Source organism: Anaerolineales bacterium, from assembly GCA_015075625.1.
In the GTDB taxonomy this organism is placed as follows: domain Bacteria; phylum Chloroflexota; class Anaerolineae; order Aggregatilineales; family UBA2796; genus UBA2796.
This window is the reverse complement of sequence record JABTTZ010000003.1, coordinates 299,092-322,225: the sequence shown is the minus strand read 5'-3', so window position 1 is coordinate 322,225 and position 23,134 is coordinate 299,092. Positions and strand designations below refer to the sequence as shown.

At 56.8% G+C, this 23,134-nt stretch carries 20 protein-coding genes; 10 read left to right on the top strand and 10 right to left on the bottom strand.

Going from position 1 to position 23,134, the window contains the following annotated elements; all coding sequences use genetic code 11:
* The first annotated feature begins 118 nt into the window (after positions 1-118).
* On the top strand, positions 119-1,867 hold the full coding sequence (locus tag HS103_15605; GenBank protein ID MBE7514224.1) for a CapA family protein: 1,749 nt from the start codon (positions 119-121) through the stop codon (positions 1,865-1,867).
* A 15-nt stretch (positions 1,868-1,882) separates the two neighbouring features.
* On the opposite strand, the gene HS103_15600 is transcribed toward HS103_15605, so the two are convergent.
* Positions 1,883-3,757, bottom strand: coding sequence for an immune inhibitor A (locus tag HS103_15600; protein ID MBE7514223.1), 1,875 nt, complete (start codon positions 3,755-3,757; stop codon positions 1,883-1,885).
* A 297-nt stretch (positions 3,758-4,054) separates the two neighbouring features.
* Here HS103_15600 and HS103_15595 point away from each other — a divergent pair, with 297 nt between their 5' ends.
* From HS103_15595 to HS103_15555, 9 genes are all read left to right on the top strand, one after another.
* A complete protein-coding gene (locus tag HS103_15595) occupies positions 4,055-5,077 on the top strand; it encodes a 1-acyl-sn-glycerol-3-phosphate acyltransferase (GenBank protein ID MBE7514222.1) in 1,023 nt (340 codons plus the stop codon).
* A 353-nt stretch (positions 5,078-5,430) separates the two neighbouring features.
* The gene (locus HS103_15590) at positions 5,431-6,408 is read left to right on the top strand and encodes an ABC transporter ATP-binding protein (GenBank protein ID MBE7514221.1); all 978 of its coding nucleotides are present in this window, start codon (positions 5,431-5,433) and stop codon (positions 6,406-6,408) included.
* A complete protein-coding gene (locus tag HS103_15585; GenBank protein ID MBE7514220.1) occupies positions 6,405-7,442 on the top strand; it encodes an ABC transporter ATP-binding protein in 1,038 nt (345 codons plus the stop codon). Before HS103_15590 ends, HS103_15585 begins: the two co-directional genes overlap by 4 nt.
* The gene (locus HS103_15580) at positions 7,435-7,620 is read left to right on the top strand and encodes a hypothetical protein (GenBank protein ID MBE7514219.1); all 186 of its coding nucleotides are present in this window, start codon (positions 7,435-7,437) and stop codon (positions 7,618-7,620) included. Before HS103_15585 ends, HS103_15580 begins: the two co-directional genes overlap by 8 nt.
* Entirely contained in the window at positions 7,617-8,777 is a 1,161-nt protein-coding gene (locus tag HS103_15575) for a DUF1343 domain-containing protein (GenBank protein ID MBE7514218.1), read from the top strand. The genes HS103_15580 and HS103_15575 overlap by 4 nt, the downstream gene beginning before the upstream one ends.
* Positions 8,778-8,933: 156 nt before the next feature.
* Complete coding sequence (locus HS103_15570) at positions 8,934-9,986, top strand: SIS domain-containing protein (protein ID MBE7514217.1); 1,053 nt, start codon at positions 8,934-8,936, stop codon at positions 9,984-9,986.
* 8 nt (positions 9,987-9,994) lie between these two features.
* Positions 9,995-11,413: a hypothetical protein gene (locus HS103_15565; GenBank protein MBE7514216.1), complete on the top strand. Its 1,419-nt coding sequence runs from the start codon at positions 9,995-9,997 to the stop codon at positions 11,411-11,413.
* Positions 11,410-12,774, top strand: a complete 1,365-nt coding sequence (locus HS103_15560; protein ID MBE7514215.1) for a hypothetical protein — start codon at positions 11,410-11,412, stop codon at positions 12,772-12,774. The genes HS103_15565 and HS103_15560 overlap by 4 nt, the downstream gene beginning before the upstream one ends.
* A gap of 63 nt (positions 12,775-12,837) precedes the next feature.
* Positions 12,838-13,989, top strand: a complete 1,152-nt coding sequence (locus HS103_15555) for a glycerate kinase (GenBank protein MBE7514214.1) — start codon at positions 12,838-12,840, stop codon at positions 13,987-13,989.
* A gap of 7 nt (positions 13,990-13,996) precedes the next feature.
* Here HS103_15555 and HS103_15550 read toward each other — a convergent pair whose 3' ends face one another.
* From HS103_15550 to HS103_15510, 9 genes are all read right to left on the bottom strand, one after another.
* The gene (locus HS103_15550; GenBank protein ID MBE7514213.1) at positions 13,997-15,100 is read right to left on the bottom strand and encodes a hypothetical protein; all 1,104 of its coding nucleotides are present in this window, start codon (positions 15,098-15,100) and stop codon (positions 13,997-13,999) included.
* A 29-nt stretch (positions 15,101-15,129) separates the two neighbouring features.
* Positions 15,130-16,152 carry a site-specific DNA-methyltransferase gene (locus HS103_15545; GenBank protein MBE7514212.1) on the bottom strand — a complete coding sequence of 341 codons (1,023 nt, stop codon included), beginning with the start codon at positions 16,150-16,152 and terminating at the stop codon, positions 15,130-15,132.
* Between the two features lie 516 nt (positions 16,153-16,668).
* A complete protein-coding gene (locus HS103_15540; GenBank protein ID MBE7514211.1) occupies positions 16,669-16,914 on the bottom strand; it encodes a hypothetical protein in 246 nt (81 codons plus the stop codon).
* A 46-nt stretch (positions 16,915-16,960) separates the two neighbouring features.
* A complete protein-coding gene (locus HS103_15535; protein ID MBE7514210.1) occupies positions 16,961-17,227 on the bottom strand; it encodes a hypothetical protein in 267 nt (88 codons plus the stop codon).
* Positions 17,228-17,402: 175 nt separating this feature from the next.
* Positions 17,403-17,804 carry a hypothetical protein gene (locus HS103_15530; GenBank protein MBE7514209.1) on the bottom strand — a complete coding sequence of 134 codons (402 nt, stop codon included), beginning with the start codon at positions 17,802-17,804 and terminating at the stop codon, positions 17,403-17,405.
* A gap of 123 nt (positions 17,805-17,927) precedes the next feature.
* A complete protein-coding gene (locus tag HS103_15525) occupies positions 17,928-18,143 on the bottom strand; it encodes a helix-turn-helix domain-containing protein (GenBank protein ID MBE7514208.1) in 216 nt (71 codons plus the stop codon).
* A gap of 336 nt (positions 18,144-18,479) precedes the next feature.
* On the bottom strand, positions 18,480-19,229 hold the full coding sequence (locus HS103_15520) for a WecB/TagA/CpsF family glycosyltransferase (GenBank protein MBE7514207.1): 750 nt from the start codon (positions 19,227-19,229) through the stop codon (positions 18,480-18,482).
* A complete protein-coding gene (locus HS103_15515; protein ID MBE7514206.1) occupies positions 19,222-20,958 on the bottom strand; it encodes a GAF domain-containing protein in 1,737 nt (578 codons plus the stop codon). Before HS103_15515 ends, HS103_15520 begins: the two co-directional genes overlap by 8 nt.
* Positions 20,959-20,963: 5 nt before the next feature.
* On the bottom strand, positions 20,964-22,718 hold the full coding sequence (locus HS103_15510) for a GAF domain-containing protein (GenBank protein ID MBE7514205.1): 1,755 nt from the start codon (positions 22,716-22,718) through the stop codon (positions 20,964-20,966).
* Positions 22,719-23,134 lie beyond the last annotated feature (416 nt).

The following is a 23,134-nucleotide window of genomic DNA, read 5'->3' as shown; positions in this document are numbered from 1 at the left end:
CGCTGATCGTCGTTTAGCCTATTTTTTGCTAAAAGGCAGGTTGAGGGGGACGCCCCCTCAAAATAGCTGTTTTTAACGTTTTTCTCTGGAAAGGGGGGCGATAATGCGGGTGCTTCGCATGATAGGTCTAATCGTCGCGCTGCTCAGCCTGACGGGGTGCTTTGCCCGTGCCGGGGCGCGGGTCGCCACGCCCACCCTTGCCCCGCCCACCACAGAGGGTATCGCGCCCTTTGCCACACCGATTCCAGCGTTTCCGCCTACCCCCCTCTCTGAGCTTGTCCCCACCGCCATCATCCCCCCGACGGATGTTCCTACCGCCATCGCCTTCACAGGAACAATCCGCACCTACATTGCGCTCAACGTGCCGGCAGAATTGCAAACCCCGCTGACGATGCTCCTTCAGCAAGGGCGGCTGAGCAGCGCGACGGGCGCCGAGGTGCAAGTTCAGCTTACGAGCTTGCGTGGTGGGCAGTCCTCCCCGCTGATGGCGCTGTGGGTTTACGTTCCCGTCGTCCGCTTTGACACAGTGGCGGGCAATATCGGTTTTAATGATATTCTGCGCTATTGGCGCGGCGATCTCAGCGCTGTTTCTTACCTAACGAACGGGCAAACCCCCGTTTTCGTCACGACGGCGACAATCTACTATTGGCTGACAATCACCTACGGGGCGCCGCCGCAAAACTTCCCCGTGCGCGTTGTCGCCCCTGATCAACTGGCAACGACGATCTGGGGAACGCCTAACGCTTGGGGGATGATTCCCTATGACAAGCTGGACAAGACGCTGAAGGCGCTCACTGTAGACGGGCTGAACATCCTTGACAGCACGCTTGATATGAACCAATGGCAGCTTAAGGAAACCTTCGGACTGCTTGGTGATGCGGCATTGGTGAACGAAGCCGCCGCATTGATCAACAGCACGGGACGCTGGCTGCCCACAAACCGCGATCTCAGCCGTCTGACCACCCTCATTGTGACGGGCGTCACAGCGCTGACGCGGGCAACCGCCTACCAAATGGAGATCAACGGCGTCGCCTACCCCGCCCGCGATATTGCCCCTTTTTTAGCCGGTGCGGACATCCTCCACACCAGCAACGAGGTTGCTTTTGCCACCGATTGCCCCTATCCCGACCCCAATTCTGCCTCGCTCACTTTCTGCTCGCGGGATAAATACTTCGATTTGCTGAAAGGGATTCGCCTTGGCGTTGTTGAACTGACGGGGAATCACGTCAACGATTGGGGGACAGCCGCCCTCAGCCACTCGCTTGATCTCTACGACGCCAACAACATGCCCTATTTTGGCGGGGGACGCAACACAGACGACGCCCGCAAAGCTCTGCTGATCACCCACAACGGGAACAACCTCGCCTTCCTCGGCTGTAATCCGGTGGGTCCGCCCGGCGCGTGGGCAGCGGAGAAACGCCCCGGCGCAGCCGTCTGTGACGATGCGTTTTTGGCGGTGGAAATCCCCCGCCTGCGCGATTCTGGCTACCTCGTCGTAATGACTATCCAATACCAAGAACTCTATGAATACAGCGTCCCCGCCGTACAGAAGGCATTTTTCCAAAAATATGCCCAAATGGGCGCGTCTGTCATCCTCGGCAGTCAGGCGCACCACCCGCAAGGCTTCGGCTTTGCTTACGGTGCATTCATTCATTACGGGATCGGGAATCTCTTTTTTGATCAGATGTTTTCCCTCGGCACACGGCAGATGTTTGCCGATAAATTGATCATCTATAATGGGCGGCATATCAGCACCGAGCTATTCACCGGCTTGATCGAAGATTATGCCCGTCCCCGCCCCATGACGGAAAAAGAACGGGCAGGTTTCCTCAGCGCTGTCTTTAGCGCCGTCCCCCTTCAACCCTAGCCTATCCGAACAGGGTCAGTCCACTACCCGTCGCAGCGTATAACGCCCCTCAGCAGGCAAGGTTGTATATTCCGTCACATTTGAGAAGACAAAAACAACCTTCTCCACCGCATCACCAACGGTAAACGTATAGCGTCCCTCCACGCCCCCATTGACCACCTTGTCAACCTGTGTTGTGCCATCGCGCCGAATGGTAATTGCCTGAATCAGGTAGTTGGTGGGGAGAACATTTTCTACGCGCACCCACCCCTCTGCTAACCACCCGCCATCATCCGTCTCGGCATCGGTAAAATAGCCAATCTCCGGCACGGCGATGTTATCAATAACCATCCCCTCCCAGAGCGTCCCCGCATCGGTCAGGTAAACAAAGCGAATCAGCACCTCTCCACCGGCATAGGCGCTCAGATCAACGCGCTCTGTCGCCCACACCCCCTCGCCGTTATAGGCATCTCCGTAAGGGTTGTTATCGCTGCGCGGTTCGGTGCGCGTTCCAGGCAGCGCTTTCCAGGTCACGCCCCCATCGGTAGAGGCTTGCACATAGGCGTAATCCCATCCTTGCTCAATCATGTACCCTTGACCAAAGACGAGTGTGGCAGAGGTTACCCCACGCAAATCAAAGCGGCGCGTCAGGGTCGCTTCGCTTTCATCAGCGCGGTTGCTCCACCAAAACGTTCTCCCCGCTGGTATGGTGATGGGCAGTAAGGGGAGCGTAGCCGAGCCGCTGAACGTGAATTCATAGCGTGCGGGGACATCAACACGCTGTAGCAAGGGCGCAAAGGGCAAAATGGGGAGGGGCTGATCCACCCCAACGGCAAGGCGTGGGGCATTTGTGGGAGGGAGTTTGAAGGGCAAATTCGTATAGATCGGGGCGTAATCCTTTACGATGAGCGACGCCGCCCAATCGCCAAAAAATTCTTCTAGAGTCAGCAGTTCGCCGCCCCGTTGAAGGCTCAGCACATCGCGCACGCCCGCCAGCCCATTCAGCGGGTTTTCCACCAAGTGCCGCAAGGGGGTATCCCCAAAACGGCTGTGAAAATAGGCGGTGAACAGAAACCCCGCCCCATAATCAATATTGCTCCCTTGCCAATCATTCAGCGAATCGTTGGGGGCGCTGAGAAAGGCTGCCGCGCTGTAGCTTGCCTGATCGTAGCCCGCCAACGCCGAGGCAAGCTCTGCCAACCCTTCGTCCAGCCAACTGCTCTCGTTTAGGTCGGCGTGGTGGTGGATCATGTGCTGAAATTCGTGCGCCAAGACTCCCTCGTAAATCTCCCCGCCGAGGAATTCACCCATTGTGTCAAGGTTGACGAAGAACATCTGCCGTTCGTTGCTGCCCGGCTGAACAAGGCGGGGAAATTCGCTGTCGGGGTCGTAATATGCCCCTACCCCGCTCCCCAAATGATGGGCATGAAGGATGTGCAGACGGGGATCATTGTCTATTCCGGGTATATCCTCTGTCCCAAACAAGGCATGGAGGCGCGGGTAAATGGTTGTCTCAAAGTGATCGGCGCTCGCTTTGAATTTTTTCCGATCCACGCTCACACCATCTTCAAGCCAAATTGCCGTGTGGGGCGTTAGGTAAATCAGTTCCGCCTTTACCGTAAAGCGCCGCGCCGTGTCAAGGTTAACGGCGGTGAATTCGGTGCGCTCGCCAATCGTGTAGCGGGGTTCGGGGGGCAAGACGCGGCTAAGCGCCTCCGGCGGGATGCCCAACAAGCGCACCGCCAGAGAGAGGCGATCCCGCGCCGGAATGTCCGTCCCTTCCAAAATTGCATAGGTGCGCTGCGCCGCGCTATCTTGGGCGCGGCTAGGAAAGGGCGAAAGGGCGGCAGCGGCAAGCCACACCACAAGGGCAGCCCCCACAATCTGGCGATAGCGACGATAGACACGCATAGCGATTTCTCCTTTAACCCTTAGCACCTCGCTACAGTGGATTTCCAGAAGAACCCCTGTCCCCCCGCCCCCTTTCCACGTAGACAGGGAAAGGGGGAGAATTCGTTCCTCCTCTCCGTTTACGGGGAGGGGGTTGGGGTGAAACCAATAACTATCCATGAGGTTAATTACTAGTATGCCATGAGACGCCCGTTTCCTCATACCCTTACCGAATTTGGCGCGACGCCTCTTTTTCCGGTAGGATCAGGCGTGGTTGCTCTGCGGGTGATTCATAGAACTTGGCGAGGACGACCCAACATGGCAAGCGAGACGCGGCAGATCACCTTGATGCAAGCGGTCATGCGGGCATGGGTGACGTTCAACATGACGACACTCTTACGGATGAATGTCGCTGGCGAGAAAAACATCCCCACACGGGGACCGCTCATCGTCGCCGCCAATCACCTTTCCGGCTTTGATGGGGCAATCGTTGGAAACTACCTTCCGCCCGATACAGAGTATGCCGCGCCGGGCGATTTCCGTTTGCTCTTTCCCGGCAATCTGATCGTTGCCTGGAGTCGCACTATTCGCGTCAAACGGGCTGCCAGCTTAGAACTAGACGCCGTGCGGCGCATGACAGACATTCTAAAGGGCGGCGGTATTCTCGTCATTTTCCCCGAAGGCGGCACATGGGAAAAGCCGATCACCGATGCAAAGACGGGGACGGTTTACCTCTCCATGATCACCCAGACGCCTATTCTGCCCGTTGGCATTGGCGGCGTTTACCGCATTTGGGGCGATGTCTACCGCCTTCGACGCCCTGAAGTAAGCCTCACCTTTGGCGAGGTGATTCCCCCTATCCCCACCCCCTTCCGTGCCGAGCGCGACGCTGTGTTGGAAGAAGCTACTCACGACCTCATGCGGCGCATTTACCGCCTGCTCCCCGGACCCGATCAACAATGGTATGACACCCAAGAGCGCCGTCGTTACGACGTGTGGACAGAAGTCTGGCGCGGCAGTGAACCGAAAATGACCAACCTCCCCGGACGTGCCGCGCTAGGGGAATTTATGTCCAAGCCCAATTTGTTGAATCCCTTCATCAAAAATGCCGGACTCCCCCTCGATCCGCTCCGCTATCCGGGGACGCGCTTCCCTCCGGCAACGGTCAAACTTGCTATTCGCAGCCTCAAAAGTACGCAGTCGCCCTCCCTGCGGGACTACCTTGAGTACCGCCTCGGTGTGGAGAAAACTCGCGATATCTCCGACGCCCTAGAGGGACTTATGGGGCTGGCGAACGATCCCGCCGTCACTGGAATCACGCTTAAACCCACCACGCGCTAACACCATCCTACCGCCTTGCGCATCCCATAGACACGGCGGGCGGACGCCCCAGGGGGCGTCCCTACATCGAAGGGGGGAGAGGGACGAGGGCAACTGCATAACATCGAAGGGGGTGATATTCCCTCTTGCCGTCTACGGGAAAGGGGGGCAGGTGTCATTCGTGTTATCATCAAGGAGAGTGTACATTCGTATTATGATGGATGTCCCCTCGCTGCCTAAATGTCTCCCTCTCCGGCAAAAGAAGGGAGCTAGGCAGGTGAGGGCAAGAACGTAATAGCGCGTTTTACAGAAAGTGCTTTTTTGTGACTGTTTCAACCATTTATTCACAACCCGTTGTCCTCAGCGTTCAGGATATGTCCGTCAGCTACCTTGCGCGGCGGGGGCGAGTACGTGCCGTCAGCAACGTCTCGTTTGACCTTCATTTAGGCGAAACCCTCGCTCTGATTGGCGAATCCGGCTGCGGCAAATCCACGCTCACCCTCGGTCTGATCCGCCAACTGCCTAAAAATGCCACGATTGATACTGGAAAACTGATCTACACCAAGCGCAGCGGCGAGAAGATCGACATTCGTGATCTCAATAACGACGCTCTCCGCCGATTCCTTTGGGCAGAATGTTCGATGGTCTTTCAGGGGGCGCTCAACAGCCTGAATCCGGTCATTCGTATTTCGGCAATGGTCTATGACACCGCTGACGCGCACGGTCTAAGCCGCCGCGAGGCAAAGGAACGCGCTCTGACCCTTTTTGCGAAGGTGCGCCTAGACCCACAGCGTGTGTTCAATGCCTATCCTCACGAACTTTCCGGCGGGATGCGCCAGCGCGTTTTGTTGGCGATGAGTCTGCTTTTGCAGCCACAAGTTGTCCTCATGGACGAGCCAACTACCGCCGTCGATATTCTAACGCAGCGCAGCATCATTGAGGTACTGAAGCGCCTGCGCGATGAATTCAAGTTCAGCATCATCTTCATCAGCCACGATCTGGCGGTGGCGGCAGAAATTGCCGATACGATTGCCACCATGTACGCGGGCGAAATCATCGAACAGGGACCCGTCGAGGATGTCTTTTACTACCCACGCCACGCCTACACGCTTGGCTTGCTAGAAGCTGCCCCCCGCCTAAGCGCCGGATCGGAAAAACTGGAGAGCATTCCGGGCAGCCCCCCTGATCTCATTGAGCCGCCAGAGGGGTGTAAATTCCATGCCCGCTGCCGTTTTGCCACCGCCGAATGTGCGCTGACGCCACCTCCTCTGGAATACACGGGCGAACAACACAGCGTTGCCTGCTATCACGCTGATCAGGTACTTGCCACGCGCCGAAAGGTGTTATCATGACCGCCATCACCGATGCCCCAACACCGCTTGTCTCCTTGATAAAGGTGCAGCGCACCTTTGAACGCCAGCGCAAGGTGATCCCCGTCCTTCAAGACATTACCCTTGAGGTCTTTCCCAACGAAATACTTTGTCTTGTGGGCGAAAGTGGCTGTGGCAAGACGACAACAGGCAAGATTATCGCCGGCTTGCTTCGTCCTACGGCGGGCGAAATCCGCATTGAGGGACAACCAGCCAGCGCCTATCGTGGGCGGGCGGCACGGGCAAAGCTGCGCCGCGAGTTGCAGATTGTCCATCAAGACCCCTTCGCCTCGCTCAACCCAACACACACCATTGGGCAAATCCTCAGCTATCCACTCCGCCGCCACTGGATGGTGAAGGATCGTGCCGAACTGCGCCGCCGCGTCTGGGAACTGCTCACCCTTGTTGACCTCACCCCGCCGGGGGATATGGTCAATAAATACCCCCACCAACTGAGCGGCGGGCAGCGCCAGCGGGTAAGCATCGCCCGTGCGCTCACCGTCAACCCCCGCCTAATTGTGGCGGATGAGGCGGTGAGCATGGTCGATGTGAGCATCCGCATCGGCATTTTGAAAATGCTCCATGCCCTGCGGGAGCGGCTTAACCTTGCGATTGTGTTCATCACCCATGATCTGGCGCTGGCGAAGTATTTTGCCTGGGAGGGGCGTATCGCCGTGATGTATTTGGGGCGTATTGTCGAAATCGGGCGGACGCCAGAGGTGATCGCGCACCCCGCCCATCCCTATACACGGGCGCTGCTCTCCGCCGTCCCCGAAGCAGACCCCGACATTACGCGCCGGAAACAACAAATTGCTCTCCGCAGTGAGGATATTCCTAGCCTCACGGCAATTCCATCTGGCTGTGCTTTTCACCCCCGCTGCCCATATTTTGTGCCGGGGATGTGCAATGGCGAGATTCCTATCCTAACCCCCGCCCCGCAAACCGGACAGTTGGTTGCCTGTACCCCGCTCACCCACGATGGTTTCCTTACGGCACACAGCGAACCCCATGCGTGAGGCGCTGAAAGGCTATCTTGCCATTGGTGTTTTGGTGGGCGGCGGTGGCATTGTTCTGATGTTCATGAATCGTCCGGGAACAGCGCCCTTTATTGTCAGCCTGTGTAGTGCCATAATTGGAGGGGTGTTGATCATCACTGTCATCCTAGTGGCGCGATGGATGAAGGAGTCTTCGTGAGTTCTCTGCTGTATGGTATTGATGTTTTGCAAGAACAAGCTTTCGCCCCCCTCCGAGGGCGCGTTATTGGCTTGTTCACCAACCTGAATGCGGTAGACTCCCGTTTTGTTCCCACCTACCGTATTCTCACTGAGACATCGGGAATGAAGATTGCTGCCCTCTTTGCCCCCGAACACGGCTTTGCGGCGGCAACCCCAGACGGCATCCACATTCACCACGATACCGATCCGCGCACGGGAATCCCCATTTTTAGCCTCTATGGGTCAACCTTTCGCCCCACGCCAAGCCAACTCTCCGGCTTAGAGGCGCTTGTTTGCGATATTCAAGATGTGGGGGTTCGCTACTACACCTACCTTTGGACGCTGACCTATATTTTGGAAGCGGCGGGCGCGGCTGGCGTCGAAATTATCTTGCTAGACCGCCCCAATCCATTGGGTGGGGCGACGATTTGGGGAGGGCTGCTTGAGCCCGGGCTGTCGTCCATTGTCGGGCGTTTTCCCATACCCATCCAGCACGGGCTGACTCTGGGGGAGTTGGCGGTATATATCAACACCCGCTATATCGCCACGCCTCCCAAACTGACTGTCATCCCCTGCAAGGGCTGGACGCGGGAGACAACATGGCATGACACTGGGCGCGTTTGGATTCCCCCCTCCCCGAATATGCCAACGTTCACCACTGTCCAGCATTACCCGGGCGCGTGCCTTTTGGAAGGAACGTCGCTTTCCGAAGGGCGCGGCACAGCACATCCCTTTGAGGTTGTGGGGGCGGGCTTCATTGATCCCTATCCCCTCGCAAATCGGCTGAATGATCTTGCGCTTGGGGGGGTGCGCTTTCGCCCCCATCGTTTCCAGCCAACGGGGAGCAAATGGGCGGGGCGTTCGTGCGGCGGTGTCCATGTTCATATTACCGATACCTCAAAATTTTACCCGTTTGAAACATGGCTGACAGTCATCCGCGAAATCCGCCTGATGTATCCTGATTCTTTCGCGTGGCTGCCTTCGATGCATGGCACGTTTCATTTTGACCGGTTGATTGGCTCAAGCGCCGTCCGGGGGCAGTTGGATCAGGGCGTCTCGGTGAAGGACATCACAGCAGAATGGGCGGACATTGCCCGCATCTTTCAGGCAGAACGGGCGGATTTTCTGCTGTATTAACCTTTGTTTGAGGGCATGAGGCGGGAGGAATATGCCTCAGGGATGCGCCCCTTGTCAGCGTGCGTTAAGATAGGTGGGTACTTCAACCAGTCCACTTAGAATTTATCGACGGTGTGGACAACGGTTTAACCCCATTGGTGGAGAGTCCCATACCCTGTGATCGCTCTAATCGTCTTTGACATTGACGGTGTTCTCACCGACGGACGCGCTGCGCTCACCGCGCAGGAGACAGCGGAAACAAAACACATTCACTTTCATGATTTGGACGCCCTTCACGCCCTGAAACGCGCCGGAATTCCGCTTGCCTTCCTCACCGGAGAGTCGGGCGAGATGGTGGCAGCCTTTGCCGCCCGTTTCGGTGTAGAGAGCGTGATCAGCGGGGCAAAGGACAAACTCCCCGCCCTGACCGAACTGGCGGCGGCACACAACGTCCCTCTGAGCGCTGTCTGTTATGTGGGCGATTCAGATCGGGACGCCCCCGCGCTCCGTGCCGCCGGACTCGGACTTGCCCCGACGAACGCCACCCCTGCGGCTCAGGCGGCGGCAAAACGCATCCTTAAGGCGCGGGGTGGTGAGGGGGCAGCGGCAGAAGCGGCGCGACTCGTCCTGCGCCTTCGTGAGGACGCCGCCCTTGACCTGAGGGGCGAATTCCGCCGGATCATTAGCGAGAGCATTGCCGCCCACGAACGGCTGGTGAGCGAATCGATCCCCACCCTTTCCGCCGTAGCCGTGATGATGATTCGCGCCATTCGCGGCGGAAACACGATTTTCCTCTTTGGGAATGGCGGCAGCGCCGCCGATGCGCAGCACGTTGCAGGCGAGTTGGTCGGGCGCTTTTTGAAGGAATCACAGCCCTTTGCGGCAATCGCTCTGACCACAGACACCTCGATCCTCACCGCCGTCGGGAACGACTGGGCATTTGAGGAGGTATTTTCGCGGCAAGTTCGCGCCCTTGCCAAAGCGGGGGATGTCGTCGTGGGGATCAGCACTAGCGGCAAATCGCCAAACGTGATTCGCGGCTTGGAGGCAGCACAGGCAAAGGGAGCGCACACCATTGGCTTCACCGGAGGCGCAGGCGGAACGATGGCGGCGCTCTGCGAGGTGTGTTTCATCGCCCCCGCCGCGCTTACCCCGCGCATCCAGGAACTGCACCTTGTGGCGTGGCACGCCGTCTGCGAACTTGTTGAAGTCGAATTGATGAAGGGATAAGCCCTTCGATGGCTGTTGTGATTGGCTGTGATAGTTTTCTTGCCTTGCGCAACGTCCGCAATGGCAATCTTGGGGAGCGCCTTGCGGGGAGTCGCGTCGTGGCGTTGGTCGATCCGCATCAATATGCCGGGGCGGTGCAGACCGCGCCAAGCGGCGTGGAGATCGGCTGTTTGTTGGAGTTTGACCCCCGCCGCGATCCGCCGCTCTACCGCCTTATGGAGCGTACTTACTACGCCCGCAAATGCTACTACGATCCGGCGACTCAGTGGCAAGACTTTCGCAAAAGCAGCACCACCGCCAACCTGACGAACCCCCTCCGCCGCCGTGCCAGCCTTGCCCGCGCCGCCATGCGGATGGCGGGCTATTGGGCAGCCGGACGTTTGGGGCAGGCACAAGCGGGGCGGCGGGCGCTTATGGCGGCGCTCTCTGCGCACCCGATCATGGCGGATTACGAGCGCCTTCTGCGTGACCTCGATGCGCGGGTGGTTGTCTCGTTTTCTCAGGACGGGTGGCGGGAAATGGCGCTCATGGCAGCGGCGCGGCGGCTGTCTATCCCAACGATCCTCATGATTCGCAGCCGCGATAACCTTGCGGCAAAGATCATGCACCTCCCCGATGCCGACGCCTACCTTGTTTGGGCGGAGACAACGCGAGAGTTCCTCTGCCATATGTACCCCGAACTACGCGGGAAGCCGATTCATGTGACCGGATCGCCGCAGTTTGATCGCCACCTGAACCCTGCCTACCGTCTGAGCCGCGATGCGTTTTTTCAGCACGTGGGGCTTGATCCCGCCCGCCCCTTGATCGTCTATACGACGGCAACGCCGGGCTTGATTCGCCATGAAATTCATATCGTCCAGCATCTTGCCGATGCGCTGCGCGATGGTACGTTCGTGCGCGGAGCGCAGATGCTTGTACGGGGGCATCCGCGTGGCTTTGGGGCAAATGTCCCCCTGCTCCATCATACCTACCCGGGCGTAGCCATTTACCCGCCGCCAACAAGCTATCCAGTGAACAGCCCCGAACACGAGGCAAATGTGATCCGCTTGATCCTTGAGGATGAACCCCTTCACTTGGCAACGCTTGCCTATCAAGATGTGCAAGTGAACATTTCGGGAACCATGTTCGTTGATTCAGCGATCCTCGATAAACCCTCTGTCGGGATTTATTACGATCTGCCCGCCGAGACGCCAGCGGGGTTATCCGCCCGCCGTTACTATGATCGCTCCGACATGCGCCCGATTGTTGCCAGTGGGGGCGTCCGATTGGCACACACGCCCGATCAGGCAATTGCCCAGATCAACGCCTATTTGGAAAACCCCTCGCTGGATGCCGCCGGACGCCGCACCATTCGCGAGCGCGAAGCGGGGAGGCTGGATGGCAGCGCCGGAGAGCGCATCGCAAGGATCATCGGCAGCTACCTATGACCACACCCTTACCAACACCCCCTCAATTTCCCAATGACCGCCAAGCGGATGACCTCATGGCGCGGTTTATCGCTGCGGCGGGGAGCATTGTGCTAGGGAGGTATGATGGCTATGATGTTTCCGGGGCGTTGCGCCTTCCGTTTTTCTCAGAGTGCCTAAATACGCACAATTATCGGCATGCTTCTCGATGGGCGGCGTTCCGAACGGCGCTCATTGGCATGTCCTATCAGGCGCAGATGCCCCCCGCCGAGGCGCTGCTCATTGTGGAATGGGATCATGCGCGGATCGTCGCCCAACATGCGCCCCTTCTGGACACGATTCGCCAAAGGGGAATCGCCACTGAGAAAGCCACGCTTCGTCCTCCACAAAAACGTGACATTCTGCGTGCCTTGACCCCACGAAACGGCGCTGCCCTGCTGCGAACAAACCTACGCCCTAGTGCGGATCGCATCGCCACCGCCTTCGGCTTGGAGCAGCGCCCCTTCCAGCGTTGGTTGTGGAGCCAAGCCGCCATTGCGTGGGGGATGTTCCGCACCGCCGAGAATGCGCTTCGGGCAATGCAGACCCGCCCCCGTGCTATCGTCATGGACAGCGAATATCACCCGCGCAGTCGGGCGTTCGCGGCGGCTGCCCAACGGCTAAAGATTCCCGTCATTGTTGTCCAGCACGGCTTTTTGGGGCAGGGGTGGCTGCACCATCCGCTTATGGCGAAAACGATCTGTGTGTGGGGAGAGGTGGATCAGGTATGGTATAAGGGGCAAGGGGTGGTGGCAGAGCGAATCGCGCTCAGCGGTTCGCCACGCGCCTTCACCATCAGCGCCGAACAGCGCCGTGAGAGCCGAGAGCGCCACCATATACGAGAAGGGGAAGTTGCCCTCGTCTTTTTTGCCCCGAACCTCTCGCCCGCCTATCACGAACGAGCAGCGGGGTGGCTACGGGCAGCGGCTGCGGAAGGACGGCGTTGGTTCGTCCGCTTTCACCCCTCAACGACAAACCCCGCCAGCCGCGCCGCCTATGAAGGTGCTGCCGAGCCGATTCCAGCCGATGAATCGTTTGAAACGACCTGTGCCTTTGCCGATGGGGCGCTCCACGATTACAGTTCGATGCAGTTTCCTGAGTATGCGGGTATTCCAACGGCATGTTTGCCCCTTGATCCGCCTTACCCCGTCCATTATGCAGAACTGCTTGGCGATCAGCCGCTTTTGACTGACGAAGCGGCGCTGTGGGCATGGATCAGCGCCCGTCGCCCGCTGGACATCCCAAGCGCCCATACAACGCGGGCAATGGCGGCGGGCGGCGTGGAGTCACTGCGGCGCATTGCCGATGCGGTATGGGAACACATGAAGGATGCTCCACGTTAAGGCGCTTGTCTGCTCTCCGAACTTCGGTGGGCAAAACAAAGCCACGAAAGGATGTACGCCGCTATGATCAGGATTGCCGCTGCTCCCAACGCCTTTCGCGGAAGCCTGAGTGCCTTCGCCGCTTGTGAGGCAATCCGTGCCGGATTGGAACGTGCCGCCCGCCTGACGGGGACGCCCTTTGAGATCGACCTGTTGCCGATGGCGGATGGCGGCGATGGCACATTGGATGTCTTGCTGCACGGGTTAGGCGGGGAGCGAATCACCCTCCCTTGCACCCGCGCTGATGGCGAGGCTGCCGAGGCTGAGATTGGGATAGTCGCCGATGGCACAACGGCGATCATCGAGTTGGCACGGGCGTCGGGCTTGGAAATCCTCCCCCCGGCACGACGCGATCCCGCCCAAACAACAACCTACGGGACGGGGGAACTCATCCGTGCCGCTCTCGAACGGGGCTGCCGTTCGCTCTTGATTGGGATTGGCGGAAGCGCCACAAATGATGGCGGGGCGGGGGCGCTCATGGCGTTGGGGGCGCGGTTGCTTGATGCCGAGGGGAATTCGATTGCATTGGGTGGGGGTGGGTTGGGGCGACTGGCACGGATTGAGGCGGACGATTTACGGGCGCGGCTGGCGGGCATGTCGATCACCATCTTGTGCGATGTGGATAACCCGCTTATCGGAGAGCGCGGCGCATCGTTCACCTTTGCCCCGCAGAAGGGCGCCTCTCCAACGCTCTGCGCCGAGTTGGAACTGAACCTACGCCATTTCGCAGCCATAGTGCAGCGTGATCTCGGCGCAGAGATTGCCATGCTCTCCGGCGGTGGGGCAGCGGGTGGTTTTGGGGGCGGGCTGGCGGGGGTTGGTGCGGCGCTTGAGCCGGGCGGGATGGCGATCCTTCGTCGCTTGGGATACGCCGAACGGATTGCCCGCGCCGCGTTGGTGATCACCGGTGAGGGAAAGCTGGACGGGCAAACAGCGGGGGGAAAAGCGGTTCAGGCAGTGGCGTCAGCCGCAGCAGCGGTTGGCGTCCCTGTGATCGCCTTTTGTGGGGCGCTCAACATGACCCCAGAGGCGCTACGGAAGCTAGGCATTGCCGCTGCCTTTGGCATTGCACCTCATCCGGCAGCCCTGAAGGAATCGATGGCACAGGCGGCAGTATGGTTAGAATCAGCAGCAGCGCAGGTGGGGATGCTCACCGACGCCCTATCCCAACGTTGAGAATGTCCTATCGGGCTATGATACCTCGTTGAATATCCTGCCATGTGACAATATGCTGACGTTTAATGGTGCTACCGCGTTGAAATTCCTCGACAAGGATGGCTGAATAGTGCGGTAAAAACTGCGCTGGATCACGAACGAGTCGTAAGGCATATTTTAGGGTTGGAATCACCCCATTAACGATAATCTGGCATACGCTATAACGTTTTGCTTCCTCAAGCGCGTGCTGCACCGACTCGGTATCTATAACATCGGGCGTATGGGTGGTGAGAATGTAATACCGTTCAATACGCTGAGTTCCAATCTTCTGAGATGCGGCTTTCACCATATCGGCTGTGATAGGTTTTCTATGTTTAACTTCTACCGCCTCAAAACATGTTGAATCGGGGCGAATGAGTTCTATATCTCCTAGTGTATGTGATTGCGTATCCGGTGCGGTATGCTGTGTTAGGGGGTGGACAAGGACACCTTCATACCTTTTTACGTCGATGACAATTAAACGGTACAGGGCATAAAGGGCTAAAACAGGCAAACGTGAGGCGCCCCTACCTTTGTAAGGGGCATGAATATGTTGATTAACCACATGAACAATATCGTTGATGCCAATCTGCGTGGGAATGGCGGCTGGCGATAACATGACATCTGCGACTTGCTCTCGGATCAAAAGGACAAATAACCCAACAATAATGGGGAAAGCATCAGACGGGACCTGTTCAAGATAATCGATCAATGCCAAAAAAGCAGCTTTGACAGCGGATTGTTGGATGCGCCCCGGAAAATCCATGGTAAATGGGTGTGGTTGTTCAAGGGATCGAGTTAACCATGCTGACTCGGACATCGCATAGCGGGGAAAATATGTTTTTAAGAATGGGGTAGTATAGCGTGTGTCAAATGTCCGCCCCGAATAGCCATTGAGTAGTTTCTCTTGATGGTAGCGAATATCTTGCGTGGGATAAAGGCTTTTGTAAGTTGCTGAGGTAAGCAGCACTCCCAAAACTGCCTTTTGACTCTCGGCATGTGCGGTAAGGGTACGGAGATTATCACCAACAGGGGAGGGCAGGGCAGCAAGCATTCTCTCCCCATCCGAACGAGCTTGCTGAAGGGCTGCCATGAGAATCTCCTCAGGAGTGGGGACATCACTTACCATAGACGAATTTGCTGCCCAGTTTCTTCAATACGCGTGGTTGCATAGGCACAATAATCAGGGTTAATGTCGAACCCAAGATAGTGTCGTCGGGTTTGGATAGCCGCCACACCGGTTGTTCCCGACCCCATAAAGGGGTCAAGAACAATGTCATCCGGGTTTGTCAGCAGCCTCAAAAATTCTTCCACAAGGAGGGTAGGGAAGGTTGCCGGGTGAGGGTTACCCTTAAGCGACTCGACAGGGGTCATAATCACATCACGCTTGAGCGGCTCACCATAGATACGAATAATCGTGAATCCATTCCGCTCCAATTGAATTTTCCGTCCGCCTTCCTGCCCACCAAAGGGTTCAGCATGAATTCCCCGAATTTTCATCCGAAACCCTTCAATTTCCCCCTGATGCACCTCAGAAATGACTTTTGCCAATTCGTCTTCAGCCATTGCTTTTTGCGCCGGGGTTAGGTCTGATCCCTCAATCAATGCCTTATACTTTTGCCCAATACGGCGTCCTGCGTTGTGATTCTTTTTGGGCATTGTAGGGTTTGGGGCGCTGGTTTGGAACGCTTCTGGGAAATACTGATACTGATCCGTTTTGACAAAATGGAAAAAGGGTTCTGTACTGCTGACAAGCCGGCGTTTGAATTGGCGCGGAGTTGGATTTGCCTTCACCCATGTAATTGTATTCACCAACCTAACCCCGGTGTGTGCCACTGCGCGTTGGGCAAAGCGATAAGGCATGAGGAGCAAGCTGCTTTTTTCGTACTTATCACCCAGATTCCAAACGATGCTTCCCGTTGGTTTGATCACGCGCACACAGGCTTCAAAGATCATCATAAGCGCCTGAATATATGCCTCTGGCGTTGCCTCGTTACCCACCCCGCCACCATAATCACGTTGTTGGTAGTAAGGTGGCGAGGTAATCACTAAATCGATGCTGCCAGAGGGAAGATCGCCCAACAACTGGTAACTATCGCCACAGATGATTTGATCACAATAGGGTAAAGGCGTGGAAGCATTCATATACGAAGTATAGCGCAACCCGAAAAAAAGGGGACAGGGACGCACGCGCCCTGTCCCCGCCAAGCTCACCTCCGGGGAGGCGATCCGCCGTTGGCTCGCCAACACCCCTGCTGTCGCACCCGAAGTCTCGGCAGACCACCGGAGGTGTTCCGGTTATATCGTTTACAGATGTCGTTCGTGAAACAGAGTACATTGTGGCTCAAATTGTTTCTCTCCCGTTGAGTGGTCGGGAGGGCGTTGACGCTGCTGTTGTTGCCGTGTGTCGTCACGGGCAGATGGGCGCGAATACTACCAGTTCATCGCGTCCCAAGCGCACATCTGCGGGTCTACCATTAAGGTGCGTCGCCGCCAAGCGACTATGATATGAGATTGTTCGTTCGCAAGGCAGTCTGTCGGGCGTTTCCGCCTTTACAGGCTGCGGGTGGTTCCGATAAACGGTTAACACAGTGTCTCGTGCTGCCTCGTTTTGGAACGCACCCGCCGCGTGTTGCCTTGCGACGTTGGCAATAGTCTTGCCTAGTGACGTTCCTTGCGAGGAGGTTGGGCATTGGTTTGGCGAGGACTGTTTTCCCGCTGCGAACCTGTTTTGCCCACCGCACGATAGCCGTACAACCGTTCCCCTATGTAATGACTGGCGCGTTGATTGCCTTTGCATACGGTGGCGCGGTTTTCAATAAACCACAGCCCCACCTCATCAGCCCCTTCATCGCCGTCGCCAATATTGCTTGGGGTTTCCTTTGATTGCTGACTACCGAACTGCATGACCTTTACTCCATCTCTCCGTAAACCAAAGCACCTATCGGTGGGTCTACGGTACAAGGTTGAACAACCGTTGGTAGAGATTATCTGCCTCATGGTGTTCGCCTTCCTCTAACTCGCGTATGGTTTCGTTGAGGGTATAGGTGATATCTCTTAACCACCCTAGCACCTCCTCTGGGGAGAGGTTGGTTACCTGCTCCAGCTTGCCTTCTGAAACGACATCGTGCAGCCGATCTACCGTCCGAAAAAGGGAGGCGAAACGGTCTTCGGTGAAAAGCGTTTGGAAGACTCGAATGTCTAAGCTATTCGTCATCATGGTTGGGTTGCTCCCTGTTTTTGCACACCGCTGCTTGTCGGGTGAAAGTATCTGTCTTCACTGCCTTGACACGTCCCCATGACCAGAAACAAAAACGGGGACGTAGGTCTCATCGATCCTACGTCCCCGTTGCTTGCATCTCATGAAGCGGCGGGTAGAAACTGGGAGAAGCGCCCTAGCACACGCTTTGTGTGCGCCTCCCTCGTTTCATCCGGTCTGTCGCCGGAACGTCGGATCGCTGATTGGTAAGGAACTCTGGGTACGTCTGGCAAAATGCCTTTTTTGTGTACCCCTTGACGATTGGTTTTGGATCGTCGTCGCTTATCGGTAAGCGCGTCTTTGCTGTCTTGCCTGCGTTGGCGCTTGTGCCATTTGCCATCCCCACATTCCACCGGATGATTCCATCGTTGGGGGTGAAGGAGCGCAAACTCATCAACGAGCCACCCATGAAGCCACTGACGGTGGGTTCTTGGCGGACTCCGCCCTCGGCATTGGCGGGCAACGGACGGGCGATAAGACCAACATTCATGAGCGAGTCGCCACGAAGCGTGACAACTGTGTTAATGTTGCGAACCACCGTGACCTCCTCTCATGCTATCTAACATTGGTCTACCTCTTTAGCGCTTGTTCCTCGTCAGTGTCTGACGGGACTATTTACGAGTGATGAATTGATCTCAGCGGACAAAACGATCTTCAGGATTTACCGTTCGAGAACGGTTTGCTCCAACATAGCGAGAATACTCTCGCCCCGGATGAAGATTCGCCTGATACCGTCTGGTTGGCTCACGCGGAGATGCCCCGCGTTGATGAGTTTCTTCAGCGTACTCAGGCTGACCCCTAGCGCCTCCGCTGCCTCTTGACGGCTGTACACCGCTTGAGGGTTGATAGGCTGCTTACGATCTTTGCCTTCCGCCATGGGTTACTCCAACCTCCGTGACTCTAACACGGCTCTAACCTTGGTGTCAAGCACCAATTTTTCGTGCGAACACCTCTCTACGACTAACAAGAGGTCATAAGAGGTCAATTTTTACAGTATAACAGAAAAAAGGACGAGATAGAAGGGGGGAATATGTTGTAGGGCTTACGCGGTTGAAGGGGTTTGCCTTGTATTCATCAAAAGAGGTCGTGTGAGGGGGAAGCTCCCTCAAAAACCTGATTCCCCCTCTCCTCACAAGGGGCTAGGGGGTGAGGGCAACTGCATACCATCTATGTTGATTACGAATTGACACAGGCAGCGGTTTTAGCTGCCAATTTAGGGCTTTTCTCGCCACAGCCGCCACACAAAGCGCACATTGTAGAGCAGGTAGCGCCGCCACAAGCGGCGCGGTTCCTGTCCCAAGCGAAATACCCACTCTAAGCCGCTGCGCTGCATCCAACGGGGGGCTTGGCGGCGTACACCAGCGATCAGATCAAACGCCGCGCCCACTCCAATGAGCAGGGGGGCGGTTAAATAGGGGCGGTAGAGCGCCATGAATTGATCTTGCTTGGGCGACCCCAAACCCACCCATAGAACATCAGCATTTAGGGCGTTAAGTTGTGTAATGACTGCTGCATCGGGCTGGTTTTCAAGGGGGCGTACCGGAGGGGAGACCGCACCAGCGACATGCAGTCCGGGATAGGTTTTCACCAGCACTGCCGCCATCCGTTCAGGAATCCCCGGCAAGCCGCCCCAAAAAGCGTGCCGAAGGGGTGATTCCGCCGTCCGTTCGCAGAGTCCCCAGACCAGATCGGGTCCATACACACGTTCAGCGTGGGGAAATCCCCGATGGCGCTGCACCCAAACAAGGGGCATACCATCGGCAGTCACCATGTCGGCGTGGCGCAGCGCCGCACCAACGGCGGGGTCGTCTACGCCGCGCATCAAGGTATAGACCGGACAGGTGCATACATAACGCCGTCCAATGGGGTCGGCGCTCCATGTTGTCAGTTGGCTGAGGGCGTCGGCAAAGGTCTGCGCTGTGGTGCGGATGCCAAAGATAGTCACCCACACTGAATCAGGCACGCCCCTTGACCTGATACATCATGGAAAATTCGAGCGTTTCCTTCATTTTGCGCGGCAGAGCTGGCTCAGCCTTGATAACCTTGCTCACCCGCTCATAGGTGACGGTGCTGATCATGATCTCGCCGCCCTGACAGTTTTCTTGCAGCAGTTTGGCAAATTCCAGCGTCTCCCCAATGGCGGTAAATTCCTTACGGCTAGGGCTGCCAACATTGCCCAAAATTGCCAAGCCCGTATGGACGCCGATCCCATAGCTGAGGCGCTGTTCGGGGGGCAGCGACTCGTGGAGGGCGCGGACTTTTTCCACCATCCGCAAGGCGGTTAGGACAGCCCGTTCGGCGTGATCCTCAAGGGTATTTAACTGCGTGTTAAAAAGTCCCACCACTGCATCACCCATGAATTTATCAATGATTCCGGAATATTCGTGAATGGCATCACTGCTCACCGTCATGTAGCGGTTGACAATCGCCATGACCTGTTCGGGGGGAATACGCTCGCTAAAGGAGGTGAAGCCGCGCACATCGCACGAAATGACCGAGATTTCGCGCTCCACACCGCCCAATTCCAACTCGGCAATGGTCTGGATGTTGTCCAACATGGCAGGGGTTAGATAGCGGCGGAGGACGCTCAACTGTGCCTGCTGCTGCTTCACAGCGGTCAGGTCATCCAGCACAATGGCGACCCCTTGTGTTTCGGCGTGGGAATCCTTAAAGGGGCTGAGTTTCAAATTGAGATTCACCTGCCCCCGTCCACTCAAGACAGGTTCAACTTCTACCGCTTGGGTGCGGTTGTAATCGCGCACCTCGTGAATCAGGCGTTCAAAGCCATCGTACATAGGGGGGAAAACGGTCATGAGCGGCTGCCCACGCGCCGCTTCGCCCTCTAGCACATCGAGTATTTTTGCCGCCGCCCGGTTCAATGTTTGGATCGCATCTTGGCGGTCTGTGGTGATCACGCCGCTGCCGATGGAGGCGAAGACGTTATCCATAAAGTCACGGATTGCCGTAATATCCGCGAGTGTTGCCCGCAGTTGTTCAAAGAGGCGAACGTTTTCAATGGCAATTGCCGCTTGGTTGGCAAAGGCGCTGACAAGCTGTTCCTCATGCGCCCCGAAAATACCCTGATGGAGGCGGTTATCGGCATAGATAACGCCAATGACCAGCCCCTTACGGATGAGCGGCACGCAGAGGATGCTGCGCAGCATGTAGCCAGCGATGCTCAACGATCCGGCAAAGCGAGGGTCTTCTTGGGCATTTGTGGAGACAATCGCCTGCCCAGATTCGGCAACGCGGGCGACGACAGTCCGGCTGACGATCAGTTCGTCCTCGGTGAGATCAGCTTGGCGCATGTTGCGGGCAAATTTGAACTCCAACTCCTCAGTTTCGGGGTTTTTGAGGACAATATAGCCGCGCTCTGCCTTTGTGAGGGTGATCACGGTATCGATCACATCGGAGAGGACTTGATTAACATCCATTCCAGAACTCGTCACTTGAGTCGTCCGCGCCAATTCGCGCAGTTGATCTAGCTCGGTCATGGATTTGATCAAGTCGGGGGTTACTTTGTCCAGATCGGCGGCAAAGGCGTTTAGCCCTTCCATAGCCTCCTTGCCAATATCAAGCCCACGTTGGGCAAGGAGGTCGCGCTGCGCCCGCAGCATTCCGGCAAGAGTGCGAACATTCGTCCCGATCCGTGAATAGGATTCGTTGATGTTAAGGTTTAGTGTGGTTGGCATAGCGTTTAAAGCCGCTTGATCCGCCGGACAGTGATCGGTTCGCGGCGTCCTTTCACGTAAAGCTGTTCGGGGTCGCCCACCTTAAAATAAGGCGGCAGGGCGCGGTGGTGTTCGCGGCACGCCTCCCATGTTTCGTCGCTGATCATGATCTCACCCGTGTTGGCGTTTTCGAGAAGGCGGTGGGTGAGGTTAATGGCATCCCCAATGGCGGTAAATTCGCGGCGTTCTTCGCTCCCCACATTCCCCAATGTAGCAATGCCGGCATGAATACCGATCCGAAAATAAAGGGCATCATCTGGTTCGCCTTGCTGACGGTAGAACTTGACATACTCATCTGCCGCATTAAGGGCGGCGTGCAGCCCACGCCAGGGGTGATCGGTTTCGGCGGGGTTCAATTGGGTGTTGAATAAACCCATGACCTCGCTCCCCATGTATTTATCAATGACGCCGGTTTGTTTGATGATCTCATCGGAAGCAACGGTGAGGTAGCGGTTCAGGACGTTCATGAAGTCTTGTGGAGAGAGTTCCCGCGAAAGTTGGTTGAAATTGCGCACATCGACATAGATCGTTGTGATATAACGGCGTTCCCCACCCAAACCAAGCCGATCAATGCTGTGGATATTATCGACCATTGCCGGAGGAAGGTAACGGCGCACAACCTCTAGCTTTGCCTCGCGTTGTTTGCTTTCGGTGAGATCGTCCACAACGATAACCACACCCTCAATCGCCTCGCCAGAGCCATAGAGAGGGCTAAGGCGAAGGGCAAGGCTGACCAGCCCACGTCCGGCAATCTCTGCCTCGATCTCAATCGATTCATCGATGCCATCTTCCAAGATCGTCCGCAGCGTTTCGGCATGGATCATCTCCCACTGCGACCAGATTGGCTGCCCCACACAGGCGGACGACAGCGCTAGAATATGGCAGGCGGCGTCGTTTACTTGGCTGATAATGCCCTCGGCATCAACGGTGATGATCCCGCTGCTGATAGAGGCAAAGACATTATCGAGCAGGTTGTTGATCGCCGTGATCTCCCCGATGTTTGCCTGAAGGCGCTCATACAAGCGGGCGTTTTCAATGGCAACCGCCGCTTGGTTGGCAAAGGTCTGAAGCATGGTCATCTCTTGTTCGCCAAACAACCCCTGTTTGACACGGTTATCGGTATAGACAACGCCCGTGATCGTCCCTTTCAGGATGAGCGGTACACACAGGATGCTGCGCAGGGCATAGTTGACGATGCTTTTCTCGTTTTCAAAGCGGGGGTCGTGTTCGGCGTTGGTGGTGACGACCGGAATCCCCGTCTTGGCAACACCGCCGATCACCGTCTTGCTGACGATCAGTTCGTCGGCGCTCATAGTGCGGTGTTCCACATCCCGCGCCACGCGAAATTCCAACTCGCCTGTTTCGGGGTTTTTTAGAACGACATAGCCGCGCTCGGCACGGGTCAAAGAGATCACTGTGTCCATGACTTCGTTGAGGACATCGTTCAGATCGAGGGTGGAATTGATCAGGGCGGCTGTACGGCTTAATTCACGCAGGCGGCTGAGTTCGACAAGGTTTGTTTCGTGGTGTTTTAGAAGCGCCTCAAATTCGGCACGGACGGCTTGCAAACCAGCCAGTGTACCCGGGGGGAGGCTCATCCCCAGTTTTTGCAGTTTCGAGCGTTCTGCCCGCAAAATGCCCTCTAACCCGCTGACATCTTTCAAGAGGGTGCGAAGGGTCTCTACCTCAAACGGAGTGATGGTAGTGGTTGTGTCGGTCATGGCGAAAGATTGCTCCAAGCGATGGGCAACTCTCATTATAATGGATTGCCATGCTGAGGCAAAGTGAGGTTAGGTTGGTGGGGGTACTGCCCCCTTTTCCCAACGGGAGAAGGGGGTTAGGTTCTGTTGACGTTTTTAATTCAGAACCCCTAGCCCCCCGCCCCCTTTCCCTGTCTACGGGGAAAGGGAGAGAATTCCTTCCTCCTCTCCGTTTACGGGGAAGGGCGAGGGGTGGGGTTGTTGGGTCAGTCTATCTCTCCTTATCTGTGTGGTGGACTACTAAGTACAAACAAAAAAGCCCTTTGGGGTGGGGGCGACGGAAAAGTCCATACGGATATGCCTTTTAAGCCCCGAAGGGGTGGCTGTTTTCAGCCCGCTGCTTTAGCGGCGGGATCATACGTCAGCCCGCCTTTTCA